The sequence below is a fragment of the Streptomyces sp. MNU89 genome, assembly GCF_020982505.1.
Taxonomy (GTDB): domain Bacteria; phylum Actinomycetota; class Actinomycetes; order Streptomycetales; family Streptomycetaceae; genus Streptomyces; species Streptomyces xinghaiensis.
On sequence record NZ_JAJKLL010000001.1, the window covers coordinates 3,346,286 to 3,358,973 of the forward strand.

9 protein-coding genes and 1 pseudogene are annotated in these 12,688 nt (G+C 72.6%); 3 read left to right on the forward strand and 7 right to left on the reverse strand.

The annotated features are described in order from the left end of the window. Nucleotides 1-49: 49 nt before the first annotated feature. From ftsH to dacB, 5 genes are all read right to left on the reverse strand, one after another. Nucleotides 50-2,077, reverse strand: a complete 2,028-nt coding sequence (ftsH, locus tag E4N63_RS14345; protein ID WP_019707652.1) for an ATP-dependent zinc metalloprotease FtsH — start codon at nucleotides 2,075-2,077, stop codon at nucleotides 50-52. 225 nt (nucleotides 2,078-2,302) lie between these two features. Further along, a complete protein-coding gene (gene hpt, locus E4N63_RS14350; RefSeq protein ID WP_125626153.1) occupies nucleotides 2,303-2,842 on the reverse strand; it encodes a hypoxanthine phosphoribosyltransferase in 540 nt (179 codons plus the stop codon). Nucleotides 2,843-2,938: 96 nt separating this feature from the next. Further along, the gene (gene tilS / locus E4N63_RS14355) at nucleotides 2,939-4,105 is read right to left on the reverse strand and encodes a tRNA lysidine(34) synthetase TilS (protein ID WP_230240849.1); all 1,167 of its coding nucleotides are present in this window, start codon (nucleotides 4,103-4,105) and stop codon (nucleotides 2,939-2,941) included. Nucleotides 4,106-4,386: 281 nt separating this feature from the next. Then, the gene (locus tag E4N63_RS14360) at nucleotides 4,387-5,526 is read right to left on the reverse strand and encodes a zinc-dependent metalloprotease (RefSeq protein ID WP_230240850.1); all 1,140 of its coding nucleotides are present in this window, start codon (nucleotides 5,524-5,526) and stop codon (nucleotides 4,387-4,389) included. Nucleotides 5,527-5,721: 195 nt separating this feature from the next. Continuing rightward, complete coding sequence (gene dacB / locus E4N63_RS14365) at nucleotides 5,722-7,116, reverse strand: D-alanyl-D-alanine carboxypeptidase/D-alanyl-D-alanine-endopeptidase (protein WP_125622092.1); 1,395 nt, start codon at nucleotides 7,114-7,116, stop codon at nucleotides 5,722-5,724. Nucleotides 7,117-7,304: 188 nt separating this feature from the next. On the opposite strand from dacB, the gene E4N63_RS14370 reads away from it, so the two are divergent. Both E4N63_RS14370 and E4N63_RS14375 read left to right on the forward strand, forming a co-directional pair. Then, nucleotides 7,305-7,799, forward strand: a complete 495-nt coding sequence (locus E4N63_RS14370) for an inorganic diphosphatase (protein WP_019707647.1) — start codon at nucleotides 7,305-7,307, stop codon at nucleotides 7,797-7,799. Between the two features lie 216 nt (nucleotides 7,800-8,015). Continuing rightward, nucleotides 8,016-9,726, forward strand: a pseudogene (locus E4N63_RS14375) (threonine/serine exporter ThrE family protein). Between the two features lie 88 nt (nucleotides 9,727-9,814). Here the strand turns inward: E4N63_RS14375 and E4N63_RS14380 are convergent. After that, on the reverse strand, nucleotides 9,815-10,993 hold the full coding sequence (locus tag E4N63_RS14380; protein WP_230240851.1) for a DedA family protein: 1,179 nt from the start codon (nucleotides 10,991-10,993) through the stop codon (nucleotides 9,815-9,817). A 247-nt stretch (nucleotides 10,994-11,240) separates the two neighbouring features. Between E4N63_RS14380 and wrbA the strand changes: the two genes are divergently transcribed. Next, nucleotides 11,241-11,867, forward strand: a complete 627-nt coding sequence (gene wrbA / locus E4N63_RS14385; RefSeq protein WP_125622071.1) for an NAD(P)H:quinone oxidoreductase — start codon at nucleotides 11,241-11,243, stop codon at nucleotides 11,865-11,867. Nucleotides 11,868-11,946: 79 nt separating this feature from the next. On the opposite strand, the gene E4N63_RS14390 is transcribed toward wrbA, so the two are convergent. Beyond that, nucleotides 11,947-12,618: a PadR family transcriptional regulator gene (locus tag E4N63_RS14390; protein WP_125622069.1), complete on the reverse strand. Its 672-nt coding sequence runs from the start codon at nucleotides 12,616-12,618 to the stop codon at nucleotides 11,947-11,949. Nucleotides 12,619-12,688 lie beyond the last annotated feature (70 nt).

Sequence of the window (12,688 nt, forward strand, 5' to 3'; positions counted from 1 at the left end):
CCCAGGGTAGAACCCAGGAGGGCACGGCACTCATTCCGGACCGGGCGGCTCAGCTCTCCGGACGCGTCTCCTCGGGCAGCTCGGCCTTCTCCGTGGAGATCTTGGAGGAGGCTCCGGCCGACTGGGAGCCGTTGGCCATGGTGAGCTCCTTGGGGGAGAGCACCGGAGGCCGGGTGGAGGGCGTACGGCGGGAGGAGCCGGTCCACGCGGGGCGGGCCGGGCGCTTGACCACCGGGGCGAAGATCTCGGCGATCTCCTCCTTGTTCAGGGTCTCCTTCTCCAGCAGCCGGAGCACGAGGTTGTCCAGGACGTCGCGGTTCTCGACCAGGATCTCCCAGGCCTCGTTGTGCGCCGTCTCGATGAGCTTCTTGACCTCTTCGTCGACCAGCGCGGCGACCTCTTCGGAGTAGTCGCGCTGGTGGCCCATCTCACGGCCGACGAAGGGCTCCGAGTTGTCGCTGCCGAACTTGATGGCGCCCAGCCGCTCGGTCATGCCGTACTGGGTGACCATCGCGCGGGCCGTGGTGGTGGCCTTCTCGATGTCGTTCGCGGCACCGGTGGTCGGGTCGTGGAAGACCAGTTCCTCCGCGGCGCGGCCACCCAGCATGTACGCGAGCTGGTCGAGCATCTCGTTGCGGGTGGTGGAGTACTTGTCCTCCTCCGGCAGCACCATGGTGTAGCCGAGGGCCCGGCCTCTCGACAAGATCGTGATCTTGTGCACCGGATCGCTGTTCGGGGAGGCCGCCGCCACCAGGGCGTGTCCGCCCTCGTGGTACGCGGTGATCTTCTTCTCCTTGTCGCTCATGATCCGGGTCCGCTTCTGCGGTCCGGCCACGACACGGTCGATCGCCTCGTCCAGGAAGTGGTTGTCGATCAGCTTGGCGTCACTGCGGGCGGTCAGCAGGGCGGCCTCGTTGAGGACGTTGCTGAGGTCGGCACCGGTGAAGCCGGGGGTCCGGCGGGCGACCGCCTGCAGGTCCACGTCGGGCGCGACCGGCTTGCCCTTCTGGTGCACCTTGAGGATCTCCAGCCGGCCCTGCATGTCCGGCCGGTCCACGGCGATCTGCCGGTCGAAGCGGCCCGGGCGGAGCAGCGCCGGGTCGAGGATGTCCGGCCGGTTGGTGGCGGCGATCAGGATGACGCCGCCCTTCACGTCGAAGCCGTCCATCTCGACGAGCAGCTGGTTGAGCGTCTGCTCGCGCTCGTCGTGGCCGCCGCCCATACCGGCGCCGCGGTGCCGGCCGACGGCGTCGATCTCGTCGACGAAGACGATCGCGGGGGCGTTCTGCTTGGCCTGCTCGAAGAGGTCCCGGACCCGGGAGGCACCGACACCGACGAACATCTCGACGAAGTCGGAGCCGGAGATCGAGTAGAACGGGACGCCCGCCTCGCCGGCGACGGCGCGCGCGAGCAGCGTCTTGCCGGTGCCGGGCGGGCCGTAGAGCAGCACGCCCTTGGGGATCTTGGCGCCGACGGCCTGGAACTTCGCCGGCTCCTGCAGGAACTCCTTGATCTCGTGGAGCTCCTCGACCGCCTCGTCGGCCCCGGCCACGTCGGTGAAGGTGGTCTTCGGGGTGTCCTTGGTGATCAGCTTGGCCTTGGACTTCCCGAAGTTCATGACCCGGGAGCCGCCGCCCTGCATCTGGTTCATCAGGAAGAGGAAGACCAGCACGATGAGGACGAAGGGCAGGAGCGAGAGCAGGACGCCGACAAAGGCGTTCTGCGACTGCGGGGAGACGGTGTACCCGTCCGGCAGCGTGCTCTTGTCCCCGTCGTTGACCCTCGCCTGGAGGTCCTTGGCGAGCTCGGTGCCCTGATCGCCGATGTAGCTCGCCTGCAGCTTGTCGCTGCCCTCGATCTCGACGTCGTCCTTGAGCTCGATCTTGATCTTGCTTTCGTCGCCGGTGGTGAGCTCGGCGGACTTGACCTTGTTGTCGGCGATCGCGTTGACGACCTGGCCGGTGTCCACCGTCTTGAAGCCGCCGGACGAACCGACGACCTGCATCAACACGACCACGGCGAGGACGGCCAGCACGATCCACATGACCGGCCCACGGAAGTAGCGCTTCACGTCCATCCATACGGGGCGCGGGCGCCCCGTCCCTCCTGCCACAGTGAGGCACGCCGGCTTCGCGGTGAGCCGGCCGTGCGTACGGTGAATTACTCGACCTGTTGAAGACTTGCCTTCGGACGGTACCTCAGCTTCCGCCCCGGGCGCTGCCCGGGCGGTGAATGACCACCGTCCGTACAAACCTCAACGCCGCGACGGCTCCCGGCGTTCCCGCCGGGCGCTTCCGGCCGCTCAGCCGCCGTAGACGTGCGGCGCCAGGGTCCCGACGAAGGGGAGGTTGCGGTACTTCTCCGCGTAGTCGAGGCCGTAGCCGACGACGAATTCATTGGGGATGTCGAAGCCGACGTATTTGACGTCGATGTCGACCTTGGCGGCCTCGGGCTTGCGCAGCAGCGTGCACACGTTGAGCGAGGCCGGTCCGCGCGAGCTGAGGTTGGACAGCAGCCAGGAGAGGGTGAGCCCGGAGTCGATGATGTCCTCGACGATGAGGACGTCGCGGCCGGCGATGTCGGTGTCCAGGTCCTTGAGGATCCGGACCACGCCGGAGGACTTGGTGCCCGCTCCGTACGAGGAGACCGCCATCCAGTCCATGGTCACGGGGGTCGACAGCGCCCTGGCCAGGTCGGCCATCACCATGACCGCGCCCTTGAGCACCCCGACGATCAGCAGATCGCGGCCCGCGTACTCGGCGTCGATCTCCGCGGCCAGCGCGGCCAGCTTGGTGTCGATCTCTTCCTTGGTGATGAGCACCGACTGAAGGTCGGTGCCCATGTCCTTGTCGTCCACCCGCGTCACTCTCGGTCGTTACGGCCCGGTCCCGGCAGCACTCGTTCCCGGCGGTGGCCGGAGGATGTGTCGGGAGGCGGCTCAGTGCTCGGCGGCGGTCTGGTCGCGCCGCCCGATGACCAGATTGCCACACCGCCGGCGGACCTCGACGCGCCCGGGGAGGTTGAGTGCGCCCTGGCCGTGCCAGTCGGTGACCAGCCGGTCCATTTCCTCGATGTGCCGGGCGAAGAGCGAACCCGCGGGCGAACCGGCCGCGATGGCCGCACGGCGCAGCACCCGGCGGCGGATGGCCGGCGGCAGCACGGCGAGCTTGGCGACGTCCAGGCCGCCGGCCGGATCGCCCTCGCCGGAACCGCCGCCCGGGGCGGACCGGACGGTGCGTTCGGCGTCGTCCGCCCAGACGTCCAGGGCGTCGGCGTCGTCACGGGAGAGCTGGGCGGTTCTGGCGAGGGCCTCGATCACGCCCTTGCCCAGGGATTTCTCCAGGGCGGGCAGCCCTTCGTGGCGCAGCCGGGAGCGGGTGTAGGAGGGGTCGCTGTTGTGCGGGTCGTCCCAGACGGGCAGCGACTGGGCGAGGCAGGCCGTACGCGCCGTCTGCCGGTCGAGCCGGAGGAAGGGGCGCCGGTAGCGGCCGTCCCTGCCGGAGACGGCCGCCATGCCGGAGAGCGAGCGGATGCCGGAGCCGCGGGCGAGCCCGAGGAGAACCGTCTCGGCCTGGTCGTCGCGGGTGTGGCCGAGCAGGACGGCGCGGGCGCCGTACCGGTCCGCGACGGAGTCGAGGGCGGCGTAGCGGGCGTCGCGGGCGGCGGCCTCGGGACCGCCGGACCGGCCGACGTCGACCGCGACCGTCTCGACGGGGTCGAGGCCGAGTTCGAGCAGGCGCGCGGCGACCTCCTCGGCGCGCTTCCCGGAGCCCGGCTGGAGGCGGTGGTCGACGGTGACCCCGCCGGCACGGATGCCCAGCTTGGGGGCCTCGAAGGCGAGCGCGGAGGCGAGCGCGACGGAGTCGGCGCCGCCGCTGCAGGCGGCGAGCACCAGCGGGGCGCCGGGGCGCTCGGGGCCGGGCGGCCGGACGGCTCGGGCGTCCGGCGGGCAGGGCGGGGGCGACGTGGAGGCGGAGGGAGCGGAGGGAGAGGCGGGCGGGGAAGAAGTGCCGAGCGTGCCGACGCCGGCGAGCTCGGCGAGGAGGTCGTGGAGCGTGCGGCGGACCGCCAGGCGTATCGCCGCGACCGCTGGATGGGGACCCATGTCCGGTTCCCTTCCTGTCAGGGGGAGATGTCTCGGGGGCCGTGCGGACCGGGGGCGGTGGACCGCCCGACGGCACTCGGCCTTCCGTCACACTGTGTGTGTAGATGGTGACAGAGGCGAGCCATTACCCGAGCATCGCACGCCTTCCGGGGTCGCACGGTCCCTCGGACGGGTGATCTGCAGGACTTCCATTCGGCTCCCGGCCCCCGGCTCCGGTCCGGATCGGCCCCGGACCGGAGGAGGTGCTCGCGGGCGGGGCCGGACGGGGGCGGACCTGCGGGTCAGCTCTCCTTGCGGTGCACCCGGGCGACCCACTCGGCCGGGGCGGCGATCTCCGCCTTGGTCGGCAGGGTGTTGGGCGAGGTCCACACCCGGTTGAAGCCGTCCATGCCGACGTCCTTCACCACGGCCCGGACGAAACGCTCGCCGTCGCGGTACTGGCGGAGCTTGGCGTCGAGCCCGAGGAGCTTGCGCAGGGCCTGGTCCAGCCGTCCCGCGCCGCTCGCCCGGCGCTGCTGGAACTTCTCGCGGATCTCGGCCACGGAGGGGACGACGTCCGGGCCGACCCCGTCCATGACGAAGTCGGCGTGGCCCTCCAGCAGGGACATCACGGCGGTGATGCGGTCGAGGACCTCCCGCTGGGCGGGGGTCTGCACCAGTTCGACGAAGCTGCGCCCGCCGTCCGCCTCGCCCTCCGTCCGGCCGCCGGCGAGGGACTGGGCGGCCTCGCGGACACGTTCCAGGAGGGTGCCGGGGTCGATGTCGGTCTCGGCGAGGAAGGTCTGGATCTCGCCCTCGATGTGATCGCTGAGCCAGGGGACGGCCGAGAACTGGGTGCGGTGGGTCTCCTCGTGCAGGCAGACCCAGAGCCGGAAGTCGTGCGGTTCGACGTCGAGTTCGCGCTCGACGTGGACGATGTTCGGGGCGACCAGGAGAAGCCGGCCGCCGTTCGCCCCGGCGGGCAGGTCGCGGCCGGGCGGGGCGAAGGTCTCGTACTGGCCGAGGACGCGGGAGGCGAGGAAGGAGAGCAGCGCCCCCAGTTCCATGCCGGTCACCTTGGAGCCCACGGCGCTGAGCACGGCTCCGCCGGGGCGGCCGGCCCGGCGGCCCTCGACCTTCTCCAGCAGAGGTTTCAGCAGCTCGCGGAAGCCGGCCACATTGGCGCGGATCCAGCCCGGCCGGTCGATGACGAGGACCGGGGTGCCGTCGCCGGGGGCCGGTGCCACACCGTCGGCGGGCGGAGCCGCCATCCGGGTGAAGGCGCGCACGTGTTCCTCGGAGGAGCGGGCGTGCCGGCGCAGCTCGGACACGACCGCGCGTGCCTCGTCACGGCTCACCTCGGGGCCCGGCCGTACCAGCCGGGTCGCGGTCGCGACCGCGAGATTCCAGTCGACCATCTGGGCACCGCCGAAACTCGTCATGACTTCACCGTACGTGGCGCGCGGAGAGAGCGGGAGGAGTGCACGTCGGGGGTGCGGCCCGGCGGCTCCCGCGGGTCCGGGGGTCCGGCGGGCCGGTGCGCCCGTCCGTCCCGTCCGTTCCGCCGGACGAGGGGCGGGCGACGCGCGGGCGGCCGCCGCTGCGGCGCTCCGGGCGGGCCGGCCGTGCCGGGGCGGTCAGCGGCAGCCGCAGTTGGCCAGGGCCGAGGCCAGGCGGTCCAGGGCCGCCTGGGCACCGTGGGCGTCGGTGCTGCCGTTGGTGATGAACGCGAAGGCCAGCAGCCGGCCGTCGGCGTCGACGACCGTGCCGGCGAGGGCGTTCACGCCGGTGAGGGTGCCGGTCTTGGCGCGGACCATGCCGGTGCCCGCGGAGGCGTCCGCGTAGCGGCTGCGGAGGGTGCCGCTGAATCCGGCCACGGGCAGTCCGGTGAGGACCGGGCGGAGCTCGGGGCGCTCGGGGTCGGTGGCCCGGACCAGCAGCTGGGCGAGGAGGGCCGCGGAGATCCTGCCGTCCCGGTCGAGGCCGCTGCCGTCGGCGAACCGGGCGCCCTTGAGCGGCAGGTCCAGCTCGGCGAGCCGGTCCCGTACGGCCTTGCCGGCGCCGGTGAAGCTCGCCGGTCCGCCGTCGGCGACCGCCGTCTCCCGGGCGAGAGCCTCGGCGATGTCGTTGTCGCTGTTGGTCAGGGCCCGTTCGACGAGGGCGGAGACGGGCATGGAGCGGACGGCGGCGACCCGCTCGGCGTCCTTTCCGGCCTTGGCGCGGCGGGGCTCCCCCTCGACCTTGACGCCGCGGTCGCGGAGGAGGTCCGCGAAGGTCTTCGCGGCGTCGGCGGCGGGGTCGGCGGAGCGGGGCGCCGGGCCGCGGTGGCTGTCGTCGAGGCGGCCCGCGTCGGTGCTCAGCGGGACGACCGGGGCGATGTTGTCGTTGAGCCCTATGGGGTGCCGGTCGGGTCCGGACCAGCGCGAGGTGTCGTACGCCAGGACGGCCTTCCCGATGCCGTCCTCCTTGAGGGCGCGCGCGGTGCGGTCGGCCAGGTCGCGCAGGCTCGCGGGACTGCCGGGCTGCCGGGAGCCGCGGGCGGTGAGGGTCGGGTCGCCGCCGCCGACCAGCACGATCTCGCCGTCGCCGGAGCCGGTGACGACCTCGGTGGTCAGCCGGTGGTCGGGACCGAGCGCGGTGAGGGCGGCCACCGCCGTCGCGATCTTGATGGTGGAGGCGGGTACCGCCGGGGTGTGCGCCCGGGTGCCGTGGACCAGTTCGCCGGTGGCGGCGTCGGCCACCGCGGTGCTGCTCAGCGAGCCCAGGGCCGGGTCCTCCAGCAGCGGGGTGAGGGCGTCCTCCAGACCCGTCGCGGTGGGCGGCGGGGCGGCTCCGGACGAGCCGGCGGCGCCGCCGAGGGCGGCGAGGACCGCGGTGGCCGCGGGCGCCGACTCGTCCGTGGCCGACGTACCGGGTGAGCGGCCATCGTGACGCTCACCACCCTCGCCGTTCCAGTGGGCCGCGCGGGTCCGCTCGGCCGTACGCTGTCCGGAGTCCCATGGGCCGGCCGCGGTCACCGCTCCGGCCGCCATGACGAGCCCGAGTACGGCGGAACCCGCCGCCAGGTGCCACGGCGGCAGGGCCAACCACCCGCCTACGGGCCACCTGTACCGCCACCATCCGGCCTCGGGCACTTCGGACCAGCCCCTTTCGCACCCACGCCCCCGCGTAAGGGACACTTAACCATCAGAATTATGGCCTGATCATGGAGGAGCCACCCGTGGAGTTCGACGTCACCATCGAGATCCCGAAGGGTTCGCGCAACAAGTACGAGGTGGACCACGAGACGGGCCGTATCCGCCTGGACCGCCGGCTCTTCACCTCGACGAGCTACCCGGCCGACTACGGGTTCGTCGAGAACACCCTCGGCGAGGACGGCGACCCGCTGGACGCCCTGGTCATCCTGGACGAGCCGACCTTCCCCGGCTGTCTCATCAAGTGCCGCGCGATCGGCATGTTCCGGATGACGGACGAAGCGGGCGGTGACGACAAGCTCCTGTGCGTGCCGGCCTCGGACCCGCGCGTCGAGCACCTGCGCGACATCCACCATGTCTCGGAGTTCGACCGCCTGGAGATCCAGCACTTCTTCGAGGTCTACAAGGACCTGGAGCCCGGCAAGTCGGTCGAGGGCGCCAACTGGGTGGGCCGCGCCGAGGCCGAGGCCGAGGTCGAGGCGTCGATCAAGCGCCTGGAGGCCTCCGGAGGGGCGCACTGACGACGGTCGCGCCGGAGTGATCCGGCCACGGTCCCGCCGGCGCGGCGGCACCGTATGACGGTGGTACGGGCGGGCGGCGCACTCCTCGGTGCGCCGCCCGCTCGCTGCCCGGCCCCGGCGGACGGGACATACCGGGCGAGCGCCCCGGGAATGCGCCATGGTGGCCTGAGGGGCGCGGGACGCATTCGAGTTCTACGAGGAGGAACGGAGCACGTGGTGGCGGACGCCCAGCGGCACGGCGGTGCCCCCGGGTCGGAGCGGGAGGACCCCGAGAACCGCAAACCGCAGTCCGACGAGGCGCGCAGCGCCTTCACCTCACCGCTCGGCGTCCCCCTGCCGCCACCCCCGGGAGGAGGAGCACCCCACCTCGGAGTTCGCCCTCCCCACGGGCCTGGCGCCGGAGCCGCCGCCCGAGCCCGAGGGCTCGGCCTTCGCGCCGCCGGGCGGGCGGCAGCCGGAGGCGGCCGGCCGGGACCGGCCCAGCTCCTTCCCCGCCTTCACTCCCCCGAACGGCATACCCGCCGTCCGGCTGTCCAAGGCACAGCCCTGGCAGGACCGGATGCGCACCATGCTGCGGATGCCGGTGGGCGACCGTCCGGTGCCCGAGCGGGCGGAGCGCCACGAGGACGAATCGGGGCCCGCCGTCCCCCGGGTCCTGGACATCTCGCTGCGGATCGGAGAACTGCTGCTGGCGGGCGGCGAGGGAGCCGAGGACGTCGAGGCGGCGATGTTCGGCGTCGCGCACGCCTACGGGCTGGACCGCTGCGAGCCGACCGTCACCTTCACCCTGCTCTCCGTCACCTACCAGCCGTCCCTGGTGGACGACCCGGTGACGGCCAGCCGGACAGTGCGCCGCCGGGGGACCGACTACACCCGGCTGTCGGCCGTCTACCGGCTGGTGGACGACATCACCTCGGACGACATCGAGATCACGCTGGAGGAGGCGTACCGGCGGCTGGCCGACATCCGCCGGAACCGCCACCCCTACCCCGGCTGGGCGCTGACCCTGGCCGGCGGGCTGCTGTCGGGGTCGGCGAGCACCCTCGTCGGCGGCGGCTGGCTCGTCTTCCTCGCGGCGGCGGCCGGGGCCATGCTCGGCGACCGGCTCGCCTGGCTGGCCTCGGGCCGCGGGCTGCCGGAGTTCTACCAGTTCGTGGTGGCCGCGATGCCGCCCGCCGCGATGGGCGTGACGCTGGTGCTGGTGCACGCGGAGGTCAAACCGTCCGCGGTGATCACGGGTGGCCTGTTCGCGCTGATCCCGGGGCGGGCTCTGGTCGCGGGGGTGCAGGACGGGCTGACCGGCTACTACATCACGGCCTCCGCCCGCCTGCTGGAGGTCGTGTACCTGATCGTGGGCATCGTGACCGGGGTGCTGCTGGTCCTGGTGGTGGGCGTGGAGCTGGGCGCCGAACTCAGCCCGGACGAGTCACTGGGCAGCGCCTACCGGCCGGTGACCCAGATCGTCGCGGCCATGCTGCTGGCGCTGGCCTTCTGCATCATGCTCCAGCAGGAACGTTCCACCGTGCTGGCGGCCACCCTCAACGGCGGCGTCGCCTGGATCGTCTACGGCGCGCTGCACGACGTCGGCGAGATCTCGCCGGTGGCGGCGACCGCTGTGGCGGCCGGGCTGGTGGGCCTCTTCGGGCAGTTGCTGTCCCGCTACCGGTACGCCTCGGCGCTGCCGTACGTCACGGCCGCGATCGGGCCGCTGCTGCCCGGTAGCGCGACCTACTTCGGTCTGCTCGGCGTCGCGCAGGGCGATCTCAACGCGGGACTCGGCTCGCTGACGAAGGCCGTGGCGCTGGCGCTGGCCATCGCCATCGGGGTGAACCTCGGTGGCGAGCTGGCCCGGCTCTTCCTCAAGCGGCCGACGGTGGAGGCCGAGACGGGCGAGCGGCGGGCGGCCAAGCGCACCCGCGGATTCTGATCCGGGTCCCGGCCACCGGGCGGGCGCGGAGGGGAGCGGGCGGCGGGCCGCGGCGGTGAAGGGCCGGCGGGCCGCCCGCTCCCGGCCGTCAGGGCTGCTCCGGCTGCCCGTACCGGCCGGGCTCGCCGTATCGAGCCGGCTGTCCGTACTCGTCGGGCTGCCGGCCGTACTGGTCGGGCCGGCCGTAGGGCTGCGGCTGCGGCTGCCGGCCGTACTCGTCCGGCCCGCCGTAGGGCTGCGGCTGCGGCTGCGGCTGACCGTACTGCTGCTGGCCGTACTGGCCCGGCTGCCCGTACTGCTGGGGCGGCTGCTGACCGTACTGATCCGGCGGCTGCTGACCGTACTGCTGCGGCTGCTGCGGCTGCTGCCCATACTGCTGCCGGCCGTACTGGCCGGGCTGACCGTACTGATCCGGCTGACCGTACTGCTGGGGCTGCTGACCGTACTGGCCGGGCTGGCCGTACTGGCCGGGCTGCCCCTGCTGGTCCGGCCGGCCGTACTGGCCCGGCTGACCGTGGGGCTGCTGCCCGCCGTACGCGGGTGCGGGCTGCGCCGGCTGTCCGAACGCCGCCTCCGGGCCGTCGTGCGGCCCGGGCGCGGGCTCGGGACGGACCAGGGCCGGCTCCTCGGGGAGGGGCACGGCCCGGCGGGACTGGGCGCGGGCCCGGAGCACCTCGATGATGATGGGCAGCACCGAGAGCAGCACGATCAGGATGAGGATCTTCTCGATGTGCGCGTGCACGAAGTCGATCTGGCCCAGGAAGTACCCGAGGACCGTCACACCGGCGCCCCAGAGCACGCCGCCGATGACGTTGAAGGTGATGAACGAGCGGTAGTTCATCCGGCTCACACCGGCGACGATCGGCGTGAACGTCCGCACGATCGGCACGAAGCGGGCCAGGACCAGGGACTTCGGGCCGTACTTCTCGAAGAAGTCGTGCGCCTTCTCGACGTTCTCCTGCTTGAAGAACCGGGAGTCCGGCCGCTTGAACAGCGCGGGCCCGACCTTGCGCCCGAAGAGGTAGCCGACCTGGTCCCCCAGGATCGCGGACACCACGACGAGGGTGCAGATCAGCCAGAGCGGATAGCTGAGCGTGTCCGTCGCCACCAGCAGACCGGTGGTGAAGAGCAGCGAGTCACCGGGCAGGAAGAAGCCGAAGAACAGGCCCGACTCGGCGAACACGATCGCCAGCACGCCGATCAGGCCGAAGGTCTGGATCAGATAGTCCGGGTCGAGCCAGCTGGGGCCGAGCGCGATGGTGGTCACGAAGGGGAGACTCCAGGTTCGGGGCGCAGGCTCAAGCGGGGCCCGGGCGCGGTTCGTGGGGCGACTGTACAGCCCTCCCAAGCTACCAACGCCCCGCGAATGCGGGGGGTTCCGGAGCCCCGACCGGGGTCCGGTCCGTTGTGCGGGGCCGGCGGACACCGGTGCGGGCTTGCATGGCGGTGTACCGGGCAGGCGGTAATGTCCGCCCTCTGATCAGGGGGGTTCGTCACGTGAGAGGAGCCGTTCCATGACCAGTGCCGTGCGTCTGGCCGTCATCTACTACTCGTCCACCGGGACCAACACCACCGTCGCCAAGGAGATCGCGGACACCGCGGCGAAGGCGGGGGCCGAGGTGCGGCTGCTCCGGGTGGCCGAGCTCGCGCCCCGGGCCGCGGTGGACTCCAACCCGGCGTGGGCCGCGAACGCCGATGCGACGGCCGGCATCCCCGAGGCCGGACCGGACGACATGGTCTGGGCCGACGCGGTGATCTTCGGGACCCCGACCCGCTACGGGAATGTGTCCTCGCAGCTCAAGCAGTTCCTCGACAGCCTCGGCGGGCTGTGGTCCGAGGGGAAGCTGGCCGACAAGGTCTACAGCGGCTTCACCTCGTCGGCGACACTGCACGGCGGCCAGGAGTCCACCCTGCTCGCGCTCTACAACACGATCTACCACTTCGGCGGGGTGGTGGTGGCCCCCGGCTACACCGATCCGTCGAAGTTCGCGGACGGCAATCCGTACGGCACCTCGCACGTGGACGCCCAGGGGGAGAGCCCGGTGGACGAGACCACGCTGCGGGCCGCACGGGTGCAGGCCGAGCGGGTGGTGCGGCTCACCCGGGCGCTCAAGGCCGGGGCCGCCGCCGACGGAGGGTGACCGGACGGGGGACGACCGGACGGGGGCGGCCCGGGACCGGCGGGCTCCGGTCCCGGGCCGCCTGCCCTCCCGTGCCCCCTCAGGCGTCCCGGCTCCGGTCCCGGTGCCGGTCCCGGTTCTTGCCCCGTTTCCCGTCCCGGTCCGCGAACGGATTCTCCGCGCCCTCCGGCAGGACCTGCACGGACCGCTCGCCCTCGCCGGCCATCACGTAGGCGCCGCCCTCCAGCCGGGCGATCAGTCCGCGCGTCCACTCCGCGCCGCTCTCGGCGCGATGGGTCCAGAGTTTCATGATCTCCCCGATGTGGCCCCACTCCTCGGGGGGCGCCGTCGGCAGCCACTCCCGCTCGACCTCGTCCCGCCACGCCTCCAGCGCCGCCAGCCGGCGCCGCAGCAGGGAGACGGCCTCCTCGCGGGGCAGGTCGACGAGGAAGCCGACCCCGGCGGTCAGCAGATCGGGCTTCTGGTCGTGCCGGACCAGGGCCTCGCGGAGCAGCGCGAGATACTCCCGCTCCCCCTCCGGCGTCAGTTCGTACTCGGTGCGCGGCGGGCCGCCGGCCGGGCTGGGCTCGGTGTCGTGGGCCAGCAGCAGGCCCTCCTTCGCCATCTGCTTGAGGGCGTGGTAGATCGACCCCGGCTTGACGTTGGACCACTCGTGGGCACCCCAGTACTCCAGGTCGCCGCGGATCTGGTAGCCGTGCGCCCGGCCGTGCTGGCGGACGGCGCCCAGCACCAGTAGACGTGTCGCCGACATCGGCCCGTCCTCCCCCTGCCGCTTCCCGCCGCCGGTCCGTACGGCGTCACCCTAGCCAAGACGGCGGGGC

Coding starts and splice junctions, on each gene's coding strand:
- ftsH (WP_019707652.1), bottom strand. CDS start 2,077: ATGGACGTGAAGCGCTACTTCCGTGGGCCGGTCATGTGGATCGTGCTG.
- hpt (WP_125626153.1), bottom strand. CDS start 2,842: ATGGGCACCGACCTTCAGTCGGTGCTCATCACCAAGGAAGAGATCGAC.
- tilS (WP_230240849.1), bottom strand. CDS start 4,105: ATGGGTCCCCATCCAGCGGTCGCGGCGATACGCCTGGCGGTCCGCCGC.
- E4N63_RS14360 (WP_230240850.1), bottom strand. CDS start 5,526: ATGACGAGTTTCGGCGGTGCCCAGATGGTCGACTGGAATCTCGCGGTC.
- dacB (WP_125622092.1), bottom strand. CDS start 7,116: ATGGCGGCCGGAGCGGTGACCGCGGCCGGCCCATGGGACTCCGGACAG.
- wrbA (WP_125622071.1), top strand. CDS start 11,241: ATGACCAGTGCCGTGCGTCTGGCCGTCATCTACTACTCGTCCACCGGG.
- E4N63_RS14390 (WP_125622069.1), bottom strand. CDS start 12,618: ATGTCGGCGACACGTCTACTGGTGCTGGGCGCCGTCCGCCAGCACGGC.